17 protein-coding genes are annotated in these 20105 nt (G+C 35.3%); 12 read left to right on the top strand and 5 right to left on the bottom strand.

The window, feature by feature from the left end:
• Positions 1-25: 25 nt before the first annotated feature.
• Positions 26-1990, top strand: coding sequence for a T9SS type A sorting domain-containing protein (locus AC4FQ5_RS01035; protein WP_491140641.1), 1965 nt, complete (start codon positions 26-28; stop codon positions 1988-1990).
• 285 nt (positions 1991-2275) lie between these two features.
• Here the strand turns inward: AC4FQ5_RS01035 and AC4FQ5_RS01040 are convergent, their stop codons facing one another.
• The gene (locus AC4FQ5_RS01040; protein WP_491140642.1) at positions 2276-3103 is read right to left on the bottom strand and encodes an ion transporter; all 828 of its coding nucleotides are present in this window, start codon (positions 3101-3103) and stop codon (positions 2276-2278) included.
• A gap of 63 nt (positions 3104-3166) precedes the next feature.
• Here AC4FQ5_RS01040 and AC4FQ5_RS01045 point away from each other — a divergent pair, with 63 nt between their 5' ends.
• The gene (locus AC4FQ5_RS01045; protein ID WP_491140643.1) at positions 3167-4264 is read left to right on the top strand and encodes a Nif3-like dinuclear metal center hexameric protein; all 1098 of its coding nucleotides are present in this window, start codon (positions 3167-3169) and stop codon (positions 4262-4264) included.
• Positions 4265-4266: 2 nt separating this feature from the next.
• On the top strand, positions 4267-5043 hold the full coding sequence (locus AC4FQ5_RS01050) for a zinc ribbon domain-containing protein (RefSeq protein WP_491140644.1): 777 nt from the start codon (positions 4267-4269) through the stop codon (positions 5041-5043).
• Between the two features lie 283 nt (positions 5044-5326).
• Here AC4FQ5_RS01050 and AC4FQ5_RS01055 read toward each other — a convergent pair whose 3' ends face one another.
• The gene (locus tag AC4FQ5_RS01055; RefSeq protein ID WP_491140645.1) at positions 5327-7105 is read right to left on the bottom strand and encodes an AMP-dependent synthetase/ligase; all 1779 of its coding nucleotides are present in this window, start codon (positions 7103-7105) and stop codon (positions 5327-5329) included.
• Between the two features lie 239 nt (positions 7106-7344).
• Between AC4FQ5_RS01055 and AC4FQ5_RS01060 the strand changes: the two genes are divergently transcribed.
• Positions 7345-8484 (top strand): acyl-CoA dehydrogenase family protein, encoded by a 1140-nt coding sequence (locus AC4FQ5_RS01060; protein WP_491140646.1) that lies wholly within the window; start codon positions 7345-7347, stop codon positions 8482-8484.
• Positions 8485-8502: 18 nt separating this feature from the next.
• Positions 8503-8868 (top strand): hypothetical protein, encoded by a 366-nt coding sequence (locus tag AC4FQ5_RS01065; protein ID WP_491140647.1) that lies wholly within the window; start codon positions 8503-8505, stop codon positions 8866-8868.
• Positions 8869-9086: 218 nt separating this feature from the next.
• Here the strand turns inward: AC4FQ5_RS01065 and AC4FQ5_RS01070 are convergent, their stop codons facing one another.
• On the bottom strand, positions 9087-10013 hold the full coding sequence (locus AC4FQ5_RS01070) for a DUF4349 domain-containing protein (RefSeq protein ID WP_491140648.1): 927 nt from the start codon (positions 10011-10013) through the stop codon (positions 9087-9089).
• Between the two features lie 221 nt (positions 10014-10234).
• Here AC4FQ5_RS01070 and AC4FQ5_RS01075 point away from each other — a divergent pair, with 221 nt between their 5' ends.
• On the top strand, positions 10235-10729 hold the full coding sequence (locus AC4FQ5_RS01075) for a hypothetical protein (RefSeq protein WP_491140649.1): 495 nt from the start codon (positions 10235-10237) through the stop codon (positions 10727-10729).
• 15 nt (positions 10730-10744) lie between these two features.
• Entirely contained in the window at positions 10745-13114 is a 2370-nt protein-coding gene (locus AC4FQ5_RS01080; RefSeq protein WP_491140650.1) for a zinc-dependent metalloprotease, read from the top strand.
• Between the two features lie 63 nt (positions 13115-13177).
• Here the strand turns inward: AC4FQ5_RS01080 and AC4FQ5_RS01085 are convergent, their stop codons facing one another.
• Positions 13178-14773 carry a peptide chain release factor 3 gene (locus AC4FQ5_RS01085; protein ID WP_491140651.1) on the bottom strand — a complete coding sequence of 532 codons (1596 nt, stop codon included), beginning with the start codon at positions 14771-14773 and terminating at the stop codon, positions 13178-13180.
• A gap of 56 nt (positions 14774-14829) precedes the next feature.
• Entirely contained in the window at positions 14830-16011 is a 1182-nt protein-coding gene (locus AC4FQ5_RS01090) for an MFS transporter (protein WP_491140652.1), read from the bottom strand.
• A gap of 163 nt (positions 16012-16174) precedes the next feature.
• Here AC4FQ5_RS01090 and AC4FQ5_RS01095 point away from each other — a divergent pair, with 163 nt between their 5' ends.
• The 5 genes from AC4FQ5_RS01095 to AC4FQ5_RS01115 all read left to right on the top strand — a co-directional run bounded on the left by AC4FQ5_RS01095 (position 16175) and on the right by AC4FQ5_RS01115 (position 20073).
• Positions 16175-17005 (top strand): CPBP family intramembrane glutamic endopeptidase, encoded by an 831-nt coding sequence (locus tag AC4FQ5_RS01095; protein ID WP_491140653.1) that lies wholly within the window; start codon positions 16175-16177, stop codon positions 17003-17005.
• A gap of 113 nt (positions 17006-17118) precedes the next feature.
• Entirely contained in the window at positions 17119-17694 is a 576-nt protein-coding gene (rdgB, locus tag AC4FQ5_RS01100; protein WP_491140654.1) for an RdgB/HAM1 family non-canonical purine NTP pyrophosphatase, read from the top strand.
• Positions 17695-17836: 142 nt separating this feature from the next.
• The gene (locus AC4FQ5_RS01105) at positions 17837-18751 is read left to right on the top strand and encodes a ribonuclease Z (RefSeq protein ID WP_491140655.1); all 915 of its coding nucleotides are present in this window, start codon (positions 17837-17839) and stop codon (positions 18749-18751) included.
• A 6-nt stretch (positions 18752-18757) separates the two neighbouring features.
• A complete protein-coding gene (locus AC4FQ5_RS01110) occupies positions 18758-19528 on the top strand; it encodes a TIGR02757 family protein (protein ID WP_491140656.1) in 771 nt (256 codons plus the stop codon).
• Positions 19529-19542: 14 nt separating this feature from the next.
• Entirely contained in the window at positions 19543-20073 is a 531-nt protein-coding gene (locus AC4FQ5_RS01115) for a DUF1003 domain-containing protein (RefSeq protein ID WP_491140657.1), read from the top strand.
• Positions 20074-20105 lie beyond the last annotated feature (32 nt).

A 20105-nucleotide genomic window follows, 5' to 3' on the forward strand; every position in this document is an offset into this window, starting at 1 on the left:
TTCATATAGTTAAATGTGTTCGGTTATGAGAAAATTTTTACTTTTATGCCTGTTTTTGTTAAATATGGCTTTAAATGCCCAGATTACTTTGGGTGCGGGAAGTACTGCAGTTGGTGTTGCACCAATAAGTACTTATTATGAATACTCGTATGTTCAGCAAATCTTCACAAAAAATGAGATCAATGCAAATGCAGCGGGAAATATTACAGGTCTTAAGTTTTATCTGAGTCCGTCATCAAGCATTACCAATTCTTCAAGTTGGGTAATATATTTGGGAACCACTTCAAAAACTACTTTCACCTCCGGCTCAGACTGGATTCCTGTCTCTCAGCTCACGCAGGTTTTTTCAGGAACTGTTACCAGCGTAAACGGAGTTGTAACAATTGTTTTCCCGGTACCTTTTGCCTATAATAATTTAAATAACTTGGTAGTTGCAGCCGAAGAAAATTCTGCAGGCTATGATGAGAATGGTTTTGATGATGCTTTTTATGGGTATAATTCAACTCAAGGCTCAGTTTTATCTTATCAGAATGATAATACGAATCCAAATCCTTCATTTCCTCCGGGCGGATCTTTAGATAACAAAAAATCTGTGATTACTTTTAATGGTTTAAATGCAAGTTCAACGATTGCTTGTCCGGATGTTAGTTATCCTTCCAATAATGCAAATTATATCCCGTTGTCACCGACTGTCGAATGGAATACAGTCACGGGAGCGACAAGCTATAAAGTTTCTGTGGGGACAACGAGTGGTGGTTCAAATGTCGTCAATCAACAATCTGTTACTACCAATAGTCTTTTAATTCCGGTAACTTTAGCATCAAACACCATTTATTATATAAAAGTAGTTGCGGTAAATGCTTCAGGGGAATCACAGGGATGCTCATCAGTGATGTTTAGAACAACACCGGGACAGCCTGCAAACGATGAATGTGCCAATGCAATTACATTAACGGTTAATCCTAATGCAGTCTGCACAGCTTCTACACAAGGTTATACTTTAGGAGCAACAAGTTCAGGGCTGGCTCCCGCTCCTTGTTATGGAGATCCTGATGATGATGTCTGGTTTAAATTTGTTGCTACGGCTGCTTCACATAAAATTTCTCTTAATAATATTGAATCCATAGGTACAACTGACAATGATGATCTTTATTTTCAGGTTTTTAGCGGAGTCTGTGGTAATTTGAGCAGTATTTTATGTTCCGATCCGGCTTCTTCTATGGTTACAGGGTTGACTGTTGGAGCAACTTATTATGTCAGAGTTTACAGTTATGATGGTGCAGGGAGCAATCAGAGTTTTAATATTTGTGTCGGAACGATTCCGCCGCCGCCAGTTAACGATGCGTGTTCCGGAGCTTTGTCGGCAACATCTTTTCCATATTCTTATACTCAAACTGATGCTTTAGGAGCTACTAATAATTCAGGATTTTTAACAACCTGTACAGACGGAATGAATGACGGAACATGGTTTAGCTTTGTGGGAAATGGGGGTAATGTTGATGTTATTGTATCATTGCCGGTAGGAAGTTCTTTTGATCCACAGGTTGGTGTGTTTACAGGAAGCTGTACTTCACTTACTTGTATAGATACTGAAGACAGTGGCGGTGATGGTGAAACGGAAATACTTTCTGTACCTACTGTTTTAGGAACTGTTTATTATGTAAATGTTGGGCACTATGACAGCTCAGATAACGAACTGGAAGATACTTTCACAATTAATATTATATCAGATTTCCTGGCAGCTACAGAAGTTTCGCAGGTAAAGACTAAAATGAAAGTTTATCCAAACCCATTTTCTGAGGTGATTAATATATCAGATGCTGAAAATGTAAAATCTGTCTATGTAATTGATATGGCAGGAAGAACTTTAAAAACAATAGAAAATCCGGATTCAGTCATCCATTTAAATAATTTGGAATCCGGGATGTATATTTTAACTTTAATAATGAAAGATGGCTCTAAGCAATCTTTAAAAGTTATTAAAAAATAAATTAGATAAAATAAACTAATAAAAAAGGATGCAGGTAAAATAATTATCTGCATCCTTTTTATATGTATAAAAACTGATTCTATTCTGAAGGTGGTACTGGTTTTATGTCTCCCGTATTCATTAGGTCAAATACAGTCGGGAAAAACATAACGAGTATAAAATAGATAATGATCATCAAGATAACTAAAGCGAATAAGATAATCACTAAACTGTTGGGCTTGTTTTTCTTTTGTGGTTCCATGATTTTTGAGATATTTAGATTAATAGATTATTTGATAAGAAATACTATGCTAATTTCTTGCCACATTGTTTGCAATACCTTGCATCATCATCAATATCTTCATTTCCGCAACGTTCGCAGATCAATTCCAGGTTCTGTCTTTTGTTTCTCATTTCGGCAGTGACAATTCCTGTGGGAACTGCAATGATAGAATAACCGGCCAACATGAGTATCACCGCAAAAAATTTTCCCATGGGTGTAATCGGAGAAACATCACCATATCCTACAGTCGTTACCGTTACTACAGCCCAATAAATCGATTGCGGAATTGTCTCAAAACCGGGTCTTCCGCCTTCCACCATAAACATCAGCGAACCTACGATCACCGAAAATATAATTAAAAATAGAAGGAAAATATAAATTTTTCTCGAACTGTTTTTTAACGCTCTCACAATGACAAAGCCGTCATTCATAAAATCCAGCAAATTAAAAATCCTGAAAATCCTCAGCATTCTCAGCATTCTGAAAATCAGAAAATATTTGGTCACAGGAAAAAAGAAGCTCAGGTAAAAAGGAACCAGTGAAAGAAAATCTATAATCCCGAAGAAGCTGAAAATATAGTGCTTTTTATTTTTTACAACAGCTATTCTCATCCAGTATTCTGCAGTAAAAATTACAGAAATGATCCATTCACAAATAATAAAATAAACATGAAACTTTTTGTCGAGCTTCGGGATACTTTCCATCATAATGATAGAAGTGCTCACAAGAATAAGAGAGAGAAGAGCGACGTCAAACAATTTGCCCAGTTTTGTATCTGAGCGGTAAATAACGCGGTACAGAAATCTTTTCCAGAGCTTATCTCCGGGAACAAGATTGTGTTCTTTCTCCATGATCAGAGTTTTTTTTAAATTTAGCAAATTATCCCTATTTTCGTAACAAACATACATAATAAAATGACAATACAAAAAGTAATTGCAGAGATAGAAAAACACATTGCCATTTCACAGGCAGAAGACTTTGATAACGTAGGACTTCTCTGTGGATTGCCCGATCGTAACGTTTCCGGGATTCTGGTTTGTCATGATGCCCTGGAAAATGTTGTAGATGAAGCAATTCACCGAAACTGTAATCTAATTGTATGTTTTCATCCTATCATTTTTTCTGGTTTGAAATCTCTTACCGGGAAAAATTATGTTGAAAGAGCTGTTTTAAAAGCAATAGAAAACAAAGTGGCGATTTATGCCATCCATACAGCTTTTGATAATGATTTTCACGGAGTGAATGCCGGAATCTGCAGTCTTTTAGGGTTAAAAAATCTGAAAATCCTTCAGCCTAAAAAAAATAATTTAAAACAATTGACTGTTTTTGTTCCAAAAGATTATTCTGAGAATGTAAAAGAAGCACTTTTCTCTGCAGGAGCCGGAAATATCGGATTTTATGACGAATGCAGTTTTAAAATAGAAGGAAAAGGAACTTTCAGACCAATTGAAGGTTCTCATCCGTTTTCTGGAGAGCAAAATGTTCGCGAAAATGCTGAAGAAGATATGATTTCTGTGATTTTTGAATCTTTTAAACAAAATCAAGTTGTTGCCGCAATGAAAGCTGCACATCCTTATGAAGAAGTTGCGTATCAGATTTATCAGCTTGAAAACGAAAATCAATATTCAGGATTGGGAATGTATGCTGAATTTGAAACTGATATGGATGAAACGGATTTCCTGAATTTTGTAAAGGAAAAATTTAATTTAAATATGATTAAACATTCAGATTTAAATCATAAAAAAATCAAAAGAGTAGGAGTTTTGGGAGGTTCCGGAGCAAGCGGAATAAAAGCTGCGCTGTCAAAAAAATGTGATGCGTATCTTACGGGAGATCTCAAATACCACGATTATTTTCTGGCAGAATCTAAAATGCTGATTTGCGACATTGGACATTACGAATCGGAGCAATTGGTAAGTCAACAATTATTTGAAATTTTGTCACAAAAATTTAGTACATTTGCAGTCTTAAAATCTAGTGAAAAAACAAACCCAGTAAATTATTTCCTATAGATATGGCAAAAATCACCGAAATTTCAGTTGAAGAAAAATTAAGAGCTTTATACGATTTGCAAATCATCGATTCAAGATTGGATGAGATCCGAAATACAAGAGGAGAGTTGCCAATCGAGGTTGAAGATCTTGAAATTGAGATTGAAGGCCTGGAAAAGAGAGCGGAAAAATTTCACGCAGAGATTAAAGAGCAGAATGATCAGATCAGCAACAAAAATGAGGTGATCAATCATGCAAAAACTTTAATCGACAAATACAAATCTCAACAGGATAACGTAAGAAACAATAAAGAATTTGAAGCTTTAGGAAAGGAAATTGAATATCAGGAACTTGAGATTCAGCTTTCTGAAAAAAGAATTAAAGAATTTGGAGCTAAGATCGGTCACAAAGAAGAAACTTTAAACGAGTTGAATTCTAAAATCGATGATCTTAAAAATCACCTTAAATTCAAAAAAGAAGAATTGGAAGGTCTGATCTCTGAAACTCAGAAAGAAGAAGAGTATCTGATCACAAAATCTGAAGAGTTTGCTTCTAAAATCGACGAAAGATTATTGGCTTCTTACCACAGAATCAGAGCTAATTCTTCCACAGGTCTTGCAGTTGTAGGTCTTGAAAGAGGTGCTCCGAAAGGATCTTTCTTTACAATTCCGCCACAAAAACAAATGGAAATCGCTCAGAGAAAGAAAATCATCATTGATGAGCATTCAGGAAAAATTCTTGTGGACGACGAGTTAGTAAACGAAGAAACTGAAAAAATGAATTCTGTAATTAAATTCTAATAAAATTTAATTCAGATTCTTTTATAAAAATAGAAAACGGCTTCAGATTTTGAAGCCGTTTTTTATTGCGGTATGTTTTTTTATTACATCATGTTTATCATTCCGGAGGAATCTCAACAATGTTTTAATTCTAAGCTGATATGCCTCTGGAATGACAAAGTGAATGTTGATATTGAATGTTAAAAACATCTAAATAGTAATCAGTGTCACTCTCCAAAAACATTAGTGCAATTTGTGTTTAGAAATAAATAAACCGTTCCAGAACTGAAACGGTTTCATTTATTTAATCATGATGATCATACATCTTGTCGTAAAGATCTTTGAACTTCTCTTTTACGGCTTTTCTTTTCAGTTTGAGAGTGGGAGTCAGAAGTCCGGCTTCGATGCTCCAGACTTCAGGAGTAAGTTCAATTTTCTTTATCTGTTCCCAGTTTCCTAAATGTTCATTGATGTCGTCAATTTCTTTTTCGATTCTCTCTTTCAGTTCAGGGCTTTTGGCAATTTCCTGTGGAGTAGATCCGATGTTGAGGTTGTTTCTCATTGCCCAGTTTTTGGCAAATTCAAAATCAGGCTGTACAAATGCGCAAGGCATTTTTTCACCATCTCCGACAACCATTACCTGCTCTATGAATTTTGAAGCTTTGGCTAAATTTTCAATCGTTTGAGGAGCAATATATTTTCCTCCGGAAGTTTTAAACATTTCTTTTTTACGGTCGGTGATCTGTAAAAATCCTTCACTGTCGATATGTCCGATATCTCCGGTTTTGAAAAATCCGTCTTCTGTGAATGTTTCTTTTGTCTGTTCTTCATTTTTAAAATAACTTTTAAATACAGAAGGTCCTTTTACGGTAATTTCCCCGTCCTCCTGAATTTTTACCGTTAAATTATCTAAAGGATGACCTACAGTTCCCACTTTCATTTTTCCAAAAGAGTTTACAGAGATTACCGGGGAAGTTTCCGTTAAGCCATATCCTTCAAGAATCGGAATTCCCGCATTTTGAAACATTAAATTTAATCTTGTTGATAAAGCTGCAGAACCTGAAACTAAAGTGATGATCTCACCTCCCAAACCTTCTCTCCACTTTTTGAAGACCAGTTTGTCGGCAATAATTTCAGAAAGACCTGAAGGTTTTGTAACTTCTTTCTTTTTCTGAATCAAATTCAAAGCCCAGAAGAATATTTTTTGTTTCAAACCGCCTGCAGAAGAACCTGTATTATAGATTTTATCATACACCTTTTCCACCAAACGCGGAACAACACTCATGTAATGTGGTTTTACTTCTTTTACGTTTTCACCCATTTTTTCGATGCTTTCAGCAAAATAAATTGAAAAACCGTTATATTGAAAAAGATAAAAAAGCATTCTTTCAAAAATATGGCAGATCGGCAAAAAGCTCAGCACTCTTGTATCTTTATAGTCTAAACTTTTCTTCTTTGGAATTCTCGGAACCGAGCCTAAAACGTTTGAAACAATATTTTCATGGGTCAGCATCACACCTTTTGGTTTTCCTGTCGTCCCTGAAGTATATATTAAGGTTGCCAGATCTTGTGTATTGATAGCTTTTGAAAGGTCTTCTACCTCAATCTGTGTAGAATCATCTTCACCAAGATCAAGAATTTCCTTCCAGTTTGCTGCTCCTGTGATGTTATCAAACGTAAAAATGCCTTGCAGAGAAGCTACATTATGCTTGATCTTCATTACTTTCGCAAGCAGCTCTTTATCTGATACAAAACAGTATTTTATTTCTGCGTTGTTGAAGATAAATTCATAGTCTTCCGGAGAAATGCTTGGGTAAACAGGCACAGAAACTACGCCGATCTGGGAAATTCCGAGATCCATTATTGCCCATTCTGTACGTGAGTTGGTAGTGATCAAAGCGATTTTATCCCCGGGTTTTATTCCCAGTTTCAAAAGACCTCTAGAGATTTTGTTTCCCTGATTGATAAATTCCTGTGTGGAAGTTTTTTGCCACTCTCCCTGATATTTTGTGGCAAACATAACATCATTTGGGAGTTTTTCTAAAGCAAAATGAGGTATATCGAATAATCTTTTAATTGTCATAATTTATTATATATTTAATAAAGAATTTAAATATAAGCATTTTTTTTATTATAAATTTAGATTTTTAAAATAAATAATTAAGTACAAAAAGATCAGTGATATATAGTGATTTTTGATATTTGTTTCAACGGTAAAACTGCATGAGTAAAGGAAAATTGGAAGTTGCGGTTACTAAATTCTATTAGTATTTTCAGATTTGGTTAAAAAGTGTAAATTTACGACCATCTAATTATAATTTTATGGACTTTAATTTATCCGAAGAACAGCTGATGATTCAGCAGGCAGCAAGAGATTTTGCACAAAACGAGCTATTACCTGGAGTAATAGAAAGAGACCGTGACCAGAAATTTCCTACTGAGCAGGTAAAAAAAATGGGAGAAATGGGACTTTTGGGAATGATGGTTGATCCTCAATACGGCGGAGCCGGGATGGACAGCGTTTCTTACGTTTTGGCAATGGAAGAGATTGCGAAAATTGATGCTTCTGCGGCGGTTGTAATGTCTGTAAATAACTCATTGGTTTGTGCGGGTCTTGAAAAATATGCATCTGAAGAGCAAAAAGTAAAATATCTTACACCTTTGGCAAGCGGTCAGGTAATCGGAGCATTTGCTTTGTCTGAGCCGGAAGCCGGTTCTGACGCAACTTCTCAGAAAACAACTGCTGAAGATAAAGGAGATTATTATCTTTTAAATGGTGTGAAAAACTGGATTACCAACGGAGGTACAGCCTCTTATTATATTGTGATCGCACAGACAGATCCTGAAAAAAAGCATAAAGGAATCAACGCTTTTATCGTAGAAAGAGGGTGGGATGGTTTTGAGATCGGACCAAAAGAAGACAAATTGGGAATCAGAGGAAGTGATACGCATTCTTTGCTTTTCAACAATGTAAAAGTGCCCAAAGAAAACAGAATTGGTGAAGACGGTTTCGGATTCAATTTTGCAATGGCTGTGTTGAACGGTGGTAGAATAGGGATCGCCTCTCAGGCTTTAGGTATTGCTTCCGGAGCTTACGAAATGGCTCTTAAATATGCAAAAACAAGAAAAGCTTTTAAGACTGAAATTATCCATCATCAGGCAATTGCTTTCAAATTGGCAGATATGGCAACTCAGATTACAGCTGCAAGAATGCTTTGCTTTAAAGCTGCAGTAGAAAAAGATGCAGGAAAAGATATTTCAGAAATCGGAGCAATGGCAAAATTGTACTCTTCTCAGGTTGCGATGGATACTACGATTGAAGCCGTACAGATTCACGGTGGATACGGATATGTGAAAGAATATCACGTAGAAAGACTGATGAGAGATGCGAAGATCACTCAGATCTATGAAGGAACTTCTGAAATTCAGAAAATTGTGATTTCGAGAAGCATTTCAAAATAATTTAATACAAACACTATTATGAAAAAATCTTGGTTAATCGCTTTGGGAGTTGTTTTACTTCTTGTAGGAGTTTTTATCTGGTACAAATTTTTCTTCGTTTTCGGAGAAGGTGTAAAATCCGGATACCTGAATTATGCCATCAAAAAAGGTTATGTTTTTAAAACTTATGAAGGAAAACTTATTCAGGAAGGTTTTGGAAAAGGAAAAACCGGAACGGTAACAAGCTATGAGTTTGAGTTTTCTGTAGAAAATCCTGAAATTTTTAAGCAGTTGGAACTCAATAGCGGGAAAACTTTTGATCTTCACTACAAAGAATACAACGGAACCCTACCGTGGAGAGGAAACACAAAGTATATTGTAGACAAAATAGTGAACATGAAATAATCATAAAAGGCTCTCAAATCGAGAGCCTTTTACTTTACACCAAATCACAAATATAATATATGAAATATTAAATTCTTTACTCTTTGATTATATTTGCCTTATTAAGTTAAATACAATGTGGGTTTTATTATAACTTTAACATTTATTAATGCAAATGTATGAGGAATTTCTTTTCGAAAAGTATTTTTTTCTAAAATTTTATTAATTTTTATTTAGAATTAATTTCCCGGAAGATTTTTGTCTTTCTTCTTATAGAAATAATAAGCAATTCCGGCAATTAAAAACAAAGGCCAAAGCGGAAGAATAAACAGGAAAATAGAAGTGATAACATTCCATCCGGAAGATACTGCAGCCAGTGATTTTGCTCCGAAACCTTCAGGCTTTTCTTTTATTGGTAAATTTTCCTCATTTCCATACAATGTAATTTCTACATCACATAAAGTATTGTTCACAAAATCCTGACCAGAGACATCGATGCCTTTATTTTCAACCTCACCAATATTATAACTGAGATCATCCATCAGGTAATCAAATTTCTGAATAGGAACTTTCACTTTCAGATATGCGATCTTCTTATCATTATTGTTGAGAGAAATATTTTCACTTCTGATAAAACCGTCATATTTTTTTACCTGTTCTTTTACGATTTCTTTGGCAGTTTCTGCATTGTTTACAGTAAGTTCGAGAACTCCGGATTTCAGCATTCTGTTTTTAGAAATCGTTAAAACTTCAGAATTTGTTTTTGGTTTATCCTTGTAAATGATTTTTGTTTCTTTAATAATTTTCGGAGCCGGAACATTTACTACAATTTTTTCATTTTTTGTTAGTGAAGAATCTTTTTTATCAATCTTAGACTCCAGTTTCATGTTTGCGATTTTGTCTGATATAGAGTCGATACTTTTAGAAGTAGACTCTATTTTTTCGGTAACCTCACTTTTTGTTTTTTCAAAATCTTTAATTTTGATACTTGCAGAGTCAAAAACTGCTTCTGCATCGTTACTTACGGAATAGATTTTTTCGGTAGCATTTGTGAGAGTACTGTCTGCCGACGCAACGGTACTTTCGATTTGAGAAGTTGAAGATTCTCCTTTTTTACACATGATGAAAGTGCTTGATACAGCTACTAGTAAGAGATACTTTTTCATAAGATTATTTTTTTTGCTGAAGTAAAATTAGAAGGTTATACCTCTTCTGATTTGTAAAAGAAATGTATGATTTTGGTAAAATTTTATGTTGCTGAAAACCAATTGATTATAAATTGATTACAATTGTTTTACAAAGTTTTTTGTTAAATATAAAAAATGTTAAAAAAAAACTTTCTTTGGAAATATAATAATATTTACCTTTGCTTTTTGAGAGTTTAATAATGAAATATGCTTGGTTATTAGTATTGTCGTTTTTAACAGTTGCTACCGGCTTTAGTTGTAGAAATATTTCTATAGCAAAAAGTGAAATAAAAAAAGAGGAAGGAATGTCTAAAGGGGATGAAACTGTCGCTTTTTCAGAAGTCAGAAGGATAAACCGCAATATACAGATGAGCAAATATATGATTATCTCTGATTTTAGTGAAATGGTAAAATTATACAGCAAACTGGATGATAGAAAATTCTCCCGCTCAGAACCAATTCCAACACTGTCAGATAACGAATTTTTTCTGATATTAAAACCAAAACTTGAAAAAGAGCAGTATGGAGATATTGAAGTGACAAAAATTGATAAAAACGGGACTGTTTTGAATGTATATTATAAGGAAATAACCAATAATGAATATTTATTAAACCAACAAAGTAATCCTATACTGATCCTGAGAGTGACCGGTATAATTCCGACCGATGTAAAACTTTTACTCCAGAAAAATTAAAAAAATTGAAAAAATATGAAGAGAAAACTACTAATTCTGGGCTCCCTGCTTGTCTTATCGGCTACAGGATTTGCTCAGCAAAATCACTGGAAGAAATTTGATTCTAAAGTAAACAGTGAAGTACGTGAGAGTAATGTGAGATTATCTGATTATTCTTTATTTACACTTAATGTCAACGACATTCAGAATCAGCTTAAAAATGCTCCGGACAGAGATCAATATCCTGCTGTAAAGGGAGTAATGATTACCTTCCCGAATCTTCAGGGAGGTTTTGATACGTATGAAGTTTTTGAATCTTCAACAATGCATCCTGATCTTCAAAACAGATACTCTGATGTAAGATCTTACATAGGATTCAAAAAAGATGACAAGTCATCAATGTTGAGATTTACCATCGATCCTTATTTCGGATTCAACGGTATGGTGAGAAATGATAATGGTATTTACTATATCGATTCTCATACCAAAGATAATAATGTCTACAAAATGTATGACAGAAAAAAAGCATCATCACTGAATCAGTTTGAATGTCTTTTTAATGGTGACAGCGACTTGAAAGATGCGGCGTCGGCTGTTGCTCAGAAAACAGTTATTGACGGACTTAAAAGAAAGTACAGACTTTCAATTACAACAACAATAGAATACACTGCTTATATCGCAGGACAGGCTGGTGTGGGTACAGGAACAGATGCTCAGAAAAAAGCTGCCGTTCTTGCTGCTGTTAATTTAGTAGTTACCCGTCTTAATGAGGTTTTTGAAAGAGATATGTCTATAAGGTTACAACTGATAGCTAATACAGATGCACTATTTTTCATCAGTACTGATACTTTTAACACATTGGATGCTGCTCAAATGCTTAATGAAAACATTTCAGTAACCACAACTACGATTGGCGCAGCAAACTATGATATCGGACACTTGTTTTTCAGAGCAACGGCGGGTAATGATAACGGTTTGGCTGCTACTCCTTCTGTATGTGGTACCAGCAAAGCAGGGGGTGTTACGGGGTCTGCCATTCCTGTAGGAGATCCTTTCGTGATTGATTTTGTTGCTCACGAAATGGGACATCAATTTGGTGCTAAGCATACTCAGAATAATGGCTGTAATAGAAATGGTCCTACGTCCATAGAGCCGGGAAGTGCAAGTACTATTATGGGATATGCAGGAATTTGTGCACCCAATGTTCAAAATAACAGTGATGCTTATTACCACGCAGTTAGTATAAGAGAAATGTATACAACGCTTACAGGAACAGGATCACCTTCTACCTGTGGTGAAAAAACGCCGATAAATAATGCGGAGCCTATTGCTGATGCAGGATTAGATAAGAGTATTCCTAAGAGCACACCATTTGTGTTAACTGCCTCAGCAACAGATGCTAATAATGATTCACTTACGTATACATGGGAACAGATAGATCCGGGAACTGTCGCTGCTACAGCGCCGCCAGCTTCTACTCTTGTTGCAGGTCCTCTATTCAGATCTTTTAGCCCGGCAACTGTAAATTACAGATATTTCCCAAGATTACCTGTTATTGTAACTCCATCTACTTTAAGCACCTGGGAAGTTCTTCCTTCTGTCGCAAGAGAGCTTAACTTCTCTGTTTTAGTGAGGGATAACAATGCATTGGGAGGTCAGACTGGTCGTGATGATGTGAAATTAACAGTAGTAAATACTGCGGGACCTTTTGTAGTGACTTCACAAAATACAGCAGGTGTCGTGTGGACCGAAGGACAAACCCAGACAATTACATGGGATGTTGCCAATACAACCGCAGCACCGGTAAGTACTCAGAATGTAACAATCTTATTATCAAAAGACGGAGGTCTTACATTCCCTACTGTATTGGTTGCAAGTACTCCCAATGATGGTTCACACAGTTATACAGTTGCAGGTGGTCTTGGAACGATCACCAACAATGCAAGAATCATGGTGAAAGCTATAGATAATGTATTTTTAAATGTAAATTCACAAAACTTTACCATCAATTCATCAGCAGTTGTAATTCCTCCGGGAGGCGGAAATCCAGGGGGTGGAAATCCGGGAAGTCCAGGAACTCCAAGTGGTCCTCAATCACCAATTTTTCAGGGTATGATGATTTATCCTGTTCCTGCAAATGACGGGTATGTTTATATTAAGACTGATTTCCCGCCGAAGTTTGATGCCAACAGACTTCCTGCTCCATATAAGGTAACTTATGAAATTTATTCAATGGACGGAAAATTAGTTGTACCAAAAAGAACAAGACATATTTTCTCAAGAACTGTTGATAACAGAGCAGATGAGAAGATTGATTTAAGAACTCTTCCTACAGAAGCTTACATGATTCATGTAACGGTAGATGATGAGAAGATTGTTAAAAAATTATTGATGCTTAATAAATAATCTATTAATCACAAGCATAAAAAAACCGTTCAATTGAACGGTTTTTTTATTTTTAAATAAGAATTAATTCTGTCTGAATTCACTAATGAAATGTAATTTCACATTCGGAAACTTCTCCTGTGTCATGTGTATTGTAAATGATGAATCAGCCAAAAATACCAATTGATTGTATTTGTCTCTTGCAAGGAATCTCTGCTTCAATCTCGCAAACTCTTTAAACTCTTCAGATTTTTCATCAGCTTCTACCCAACAGGCTTTGTGCATAGAAAGTGGTTCGTAAGTACATTTTGCTCCATATTCATGCTCCAAACGGTATTGGATAACTTCGTACTGAAGTGCACCTACCGTTCCGATGATTTTTCTGTTGTTCATTTCAAGTGTAAACAATTGTGCAACACCTTCATCCATCAACTGATCAATACCTTTTGCTAATTGTTTAGCTTTTAAAGGATCATTATTATTAATATATCTGAAATGTTCCGGCGAGAAGCTTGGAATACCTTTGAAGCTGATTTTTTCACCCCCCGTCAAAGTATCACCAATCCTGAAACTTCCCGTATCATGAAGTCCCACAATGTCTCCAGGAAAACTTTCGTCTACAACTTCTTTTTTATCTGCAAAAAAGGCATTCGGCGATGAAAATTTCATCTTTTTACCTTCTCTTACCAACAGGTAATTTTCATTTCTTTTGAATGTTCCCGAAACGATTTTCACGAAAGCCAGACGGTCTCTGTGTTTAGGATCCATATTGGCGTGAATTTTAAAAACAAATCCCGTAAACGAAGGCTCTTCAGGTTTTACCAAGCGGGTATCACTTTCCTTGGGTTGTGGCATTGGCGCAATTTCAATAAAAGCATCCAGCAATTCACGAACTCCAAAATTATTTAAAGCTGAACCAAAGAAAACCGGTTGCAATTCGCCATTCATGTAATCTTCACGGCTGAATTCAGGATAAACAGATTGTATTAATTCCAATTCGTCCCTTAAATTCTTCGCAGGTTTTGCACCGATGATTTCGTCGATTGTAGGATCGTTGATATCGTCAAATTTAATGGCTTCACCTACTTTCTGTTTCTTTTCTTCTAAAAATAACTGAATATTGTTTTCCCAGATGTTATAAATTCCCTGAAAATCTGCTCCCATCCCGATTGGAAGCGAAAGAGGAACAACTCTTAAACCTAATTTCTGCTCAACTTCATCCAAAAGATCAAAGGCATCTTTACCTTCACGGTCTAATTTATTAATGAAAACCAACATCGGAATGTTTCTCATTCTGCAAACTTTCACCAATTTTTCTGTCTGTTCCTCAACACCTTTTGCAACATCAATTACAACGATTACAGAATCTACAGCAGTCAAAGTTCTGTAGGTGTCTTCAGCAAAATCTTTGTGACCGGGTGTATCGAGAATGTTGATTTTGTAACCTTTATATTCAAATGCCAGTACGGAAGTCGCAACGGAGATACCTCTCTGTCTTTCAATTTCCATAAAGTCGGAGGTAGCTCCTTTTTTAATTTTATTCGATTTTACGGCTCCGGCTTCCTGAATAGCTCCCCCGAAAAGAAGCAGTTTTTCTGTAAGCGTGGTTTTTCCGGCATCGGGGTGAGAAATAATTCCGAATGTTTTTCTTTTCTCTATTTCTTTGATTAAGTCTGACATAGTGTATTTTGAATTTGCAAAAATCGGGATTTTTATCGGATTTTGAAAATCGTATTTCATGACTTTTTCAATTTTGTTTTAAGAATATAAGCAACTCCCAAACCTGTAAAAACCATCAAAGCACTGAATGGAAAGATATATTTCATTCCCCAGATATCGGCAACACCTCCAATTAACGGACCTGCAACACCAAGAGAAAGATCAATAAAAAGTCCGTAACCCGCCAATGCAGAACCCTGACTTGATGGCGAAACACTTCTAATAGCCACAACTCCAAGTGCAGGAAAAATTAATGAAAATCCTAAGCCGGTAACTCCAGCTCCAAAAAGTGCCATCTCAGAATTGCTGGCAGACGAAATGATTAAAAGCCCTATTGTTTCTACTAAAAGACAAGCGATTGCGACTCTGATTCCTCCATAATTATTGATGACATTGCTGAAAACCAATCGTCCGGCAACAAATAATCCTCCGAAAACACTGAGGCAAAGCGCACCGTTATTCCAATGAAAATAGTTGTAGTATAATGTGATAAAAGTGGATATGCTTGCAAAACCAATTCCGCCCAAAGCCAGACAAATCCCGAATGGCGAAACTTTCCCCAAAACTTTCCAGAATGATTGAGAATCATGAGTATGAGAATTGGTGTAGTTTGTTTTGGTCTTGGCAAAAAGAAACCCCAAAATACCAACGATGATAGAAAGAATTCCAATACCATAAAGTCCAAATTGATGTTCAATAATTATTCCTAGTGAAGCACCAATTGCCAAAGCTCCGTAACACGCAACTCCGTTGTAGGAAATAATTTTTGCGGTATGTTTTTCACCTAAAGCCATGATTGCCCAATTGATCGGACTTGCGCCAATCATTCCTTCGCCGCAACCTGTCAATAGACGTGTGATAATTAAAAATCCTAAACTGATGAATGGTGAAAATTTAAAATAGTAAGCCAGGACCAGAAAAATCCCGGTCGGTGAAAAACTCAGCATACTAAATAAAACAGCAGGTTTCGGACCTTTTCCGTCAATGATCTTACCGGAATAAGCTCTCAAAAAAAATGTTGCAACATATTGTAAACTGATCACCAATCCGGCAACAACCAAAGTGAAACCTAAATTTCTACTGATGAAAATCGGAAGTACAGAAAGTGATAAACCAATGATGAAATATCCTAAAAAAGTAAAACATACATAAGAAAGAAGTGATAAATTGACATTCTCTCGATCGACTGCATTTTCCATATTGAAAAAATAAGTTGCAAAGATACTTCGGAAAAACTTTTTAAAACAGATTATACGTTAGAAATAGATAGGATGAATTGAAATATGTTTCTGCAGCAAAACAGCTTTATCATCCCGTATTTTCGTAAAATCGATTATCTTTGTTTTTCAAATTCAAAAAAAAATGGAAAACAGCAGGTATCCGAAATTTACATTCACCTGGCTCGGAGGTTTGATATTATTTGCAGGTTTTGTAGTTGGTTCTATAGCTGTCGGAGTTTTCAATGTTTTCTGGATGTTGTTTTTTAAAGAAAATCTGCAATATAAAGATTGGTTTTTGATGGCTTCAAATGCAGTTGTGTTTTTATCTTCTATCGCTTTTTTCGATTTTTTTGTTGTAAGGCTGCAAACTAAACAAAAATTAAATTTCAACTTTTCTCCGACTAATTTTTATACCTATTTGCTCATATTCCCCATGATGTTGGGAATGATGCTTATCGGTGAATTTCTAACATCTCAAATTCCGATTACAGGACCATTTTTCGGAAAGTATTATGATTTTTTTACAGATTTGATGAGTCAGTTGACGGATGATCCTGTTATGATGATTCTTACTGCCGTGATCATGGCTCCGATCTTTGAAGAAATTATTTTCAGGGGAATTATTCAGAAAGGAATGATCAATAACGGGATGCAGCCCTGGAAAGCGATTGTATTTGCCTCAATTATTTTCGGTTTGGTACACGCAAATCCTTGGCAGTTTGTAGGTGCAGTTTTGCTGGGGTGTGTTTTAGGCTTAGTATATTATAAAACAAAATCTTTGCTATTACCAATGTTGCTGCATGGTTTTAACAATCTATGTTCATCAGTTTTAATCCTTTATACAAAAAATGAAAGTTTTGCAGAAGCATTCAAAGTTTCTGAATGGATAATATTAGGAGTCGGAATTGTACTTTTTTCTCTGTTCTATTATTTATTTATGAAAAAATATAAAGTGCATTATTCGGAAATTTAAATTTAATTAAAACACAAATCAAAAAAATCGTTTTCACAAATTTCACAAGACTATTGATTTTATTTCTGCAAAAGTTATTGATGGATTCAGTGTTTCAAAAATAAAAAATTATCATGGAATTATTAGTTGCCACACACAACGTACATAAAAAAGAAGAAATTCAGCAGATCTTAGGTGATCAATTTAAAGTTAAAAGTCTGACAGATTACAATATACATGAAGAAATTGTGGAAGATGGAGATTCCTTTAACGCCAATGCCTTGATTAAAGCTAAATATTGCTTCGAAAAAACAGGAATTCCAAGTTTGGGAGACGATAGCGGTCTGGTTGTGGAATCTTTAGACGGAAGACCGGGGATTTTCTCCGCACGTTACGCAGGAGATCATGATTTCGCAAAAAATATTGCAAAAGTGTTGAGCGAAATGGAAGGTGTTGAAAACAGAAAAGCTTATTTCATCACGGTTTTATGTTATTATGATGAAAACGGGGCTCAGTATTTTGATGGCAGAGTTCATGGAAATTTACTCACAGAAAATAAGGGGCATAAAGGCTTTGGCTACGACCCGATTTTTGTTCCTGAAAATTATGAAATGACTTTTGCTGAAATGAATCCCGAAGATAAAAACAAGATCAGCCACAGAAAACAGGCTTTGGATTTGTTTTTGGGTTTTTTGAAGATGAAAGATTAAATTTTAATCACAATTTGTCATTGTGACGAAGGAAGAATCTCAAGATGTTAAAAGAGATTTTTTAACTTAACGATGGCACGTTCAGAATGACACCGTTTAAGTTAAAAATCTGTCGTACATTTGCCCGTAATAAACTATTGATTTGAGTACTTATTTAACGATTTTAGGCTTTAATTCAGCTATTCCTACTGTCAATACATCGCCAACAGCGCAGCTTCTGGAAATGGAAGAAAGATGTTTCCTGATCGATTGTGGTGAAGGAACGCAGGTGCAGCTGAGAAAAGCAAAAGCAAGATTTTCAAAAATCAATCATATATTCATTTCTCATCTTCATGGCGACCATTGTTTTGGTCTGCCGGGACTCATCGCTTCGTTTCGCCTGTTGGGAAGAGACGTTCCTTTGCATGTTTACGGTCCGAAAGGAATTAAAAAAATGCTGGAAACAATCTTTGCCATTACTGAAACCCATCGAGGTTTTGAAGTGATTTATCATGAATTGGATAAAGATTATTCAGAAAAAATATATGAAGACAATAGAGTAGAGGTTTATACCATTCCGTTGGATCACAGGATTTACTGTAACGGTTATCTTTTTAAAGAAAAACAAAAAGACAGACATCTTAATATGCAGGAAATTTCAAAATATAAAGAGATAGAAACCTGCGATTATCACAATCTGAAAGCCGGAAAAGATTTTGAATTGAGCGACGGATATTTGCTAAAAAATGAAGTTCTGACAACAGAACCTGCTCAACCTGTTTCATATGCTTTCTGTAGTGACACAAGATATTTGGAAACTGTAATTCCTATCATAAAAAATGTCACTGTGTTGTATCATGAGTCTACTTTTTTGCATGATTTAAAGGAAATGGCAGATTATACAGGTCACACTACAGCTTTGGAAGCAGCGAGAATTGCAAGACAGGCAGGAGCTGGTAAGCTGATTTTAGGTCATTTTTCTAACCGATATGGTGATTTGACTGTTTTTACGGATGAAGCGCGGACTGTTTTCCCAAATACATTTTTACCTAAAGCTCTGGAAGTAGTGAAAATTTGATGTGATATGCTGAATTTTGAAGAGTTAAGAGATTTTCTGAACGAAAAAGCTGATGTCTACAATAGTTTTGAATTCATTCAGGATGATCCCATACAGATTCCGCATCGTTTTTCTTTGAAGCAGGATATTGAGATCGCAGGCTTTTTGGCAGCTACGATCTCATGGGGAAACAGAAAGTCGATTATCAAATCTGCTGAAAAGATGCTTGATATGATGGGGAACTCTCCGTATGATTTTGTGAAAAATTATTCTGAAAATGATTTGAAATCAATTGAAGAGAAAAGCATTCACCGTACTTTCAACGGAGAAGATTTTGTATATTTCATCAGACAGTTCAACAGAATCTATAATGAAAATGAAAGCCTTGAAAATTTATTTCTTATCAAAGATGCTGAAACGAATTTTTACCACGCTATAGAAAGATTCAGAAAGCTTTTTTTGAATATTGAAAAGCACAGAAGCCACAAACACGTCAGCTCGCCTTATAAAAATTCGTCTTCAAAAAGAATCATTATGTTTCTGCGATGGATGGTGCGAAATGACAATCGCGGAGTAGATTTTGGAATTTGGGAGAATATTGATTCAAAACATTTATCCATACCTTTAGACGTTCATACGGGAAATATTTCAAGAAAATTAGGCTTGATTACAAGATCGCAGAATGACTGGAAAACTGTTTTGGAGCTTGATGATATCATCAGGAAATTTGATGAAAAAGACCCTGCAAAATATGATTTTGCCTTATTCGGATTGGGAGTAACTAAAGAATTATTTTAAAAATAAAAAAAATAATGAAAACATCGCACGAGAGAATAGAATTTTTAGAGAAAATTGCAGACGGTATCACTTCATGGATTGGTTCTATACCCTCTCTCATCATTCACACATTGCTGTTTCTTACTGCATTTTTGCTGCCTAGTTTTGGTATCGTTGATTTTGATAAAATGCTTTTGGTGCTTACAACCGTGCTTTCTTTAGAGGCAATATATCTTTCAATTCTTATTCAGATGTCGGTGAATAAAAGTCATGAAAAAATTGAAGATATTCAGGAAGATATCGAGGAAATCAGTGAGGACATTGAAGATATTCAGGAAGATTTGGAAGAGATAAGCGAAGATATTGAAGAAATAACGGAAGACATTGAGGATATTCAGGAAGATATCGAAGAGATCAACGAAGATGAAGATGATGAAGATCATATAGAAAAAGCTAAAAAAGCAATTTTAAAAAGCAATGTAAGTTCCAATAAAAATGAGATTAAATTATTGAAGGATAAAATTCAGGAACTACAAAATATGATTGACGAACTTAAAAAAGATTAAAACATCCAATTTTTGTTTTTATTTTATTTATG

It is taken from the genome of Chryseobacterium sp. DT-167 (assembly GCF_058310155.1).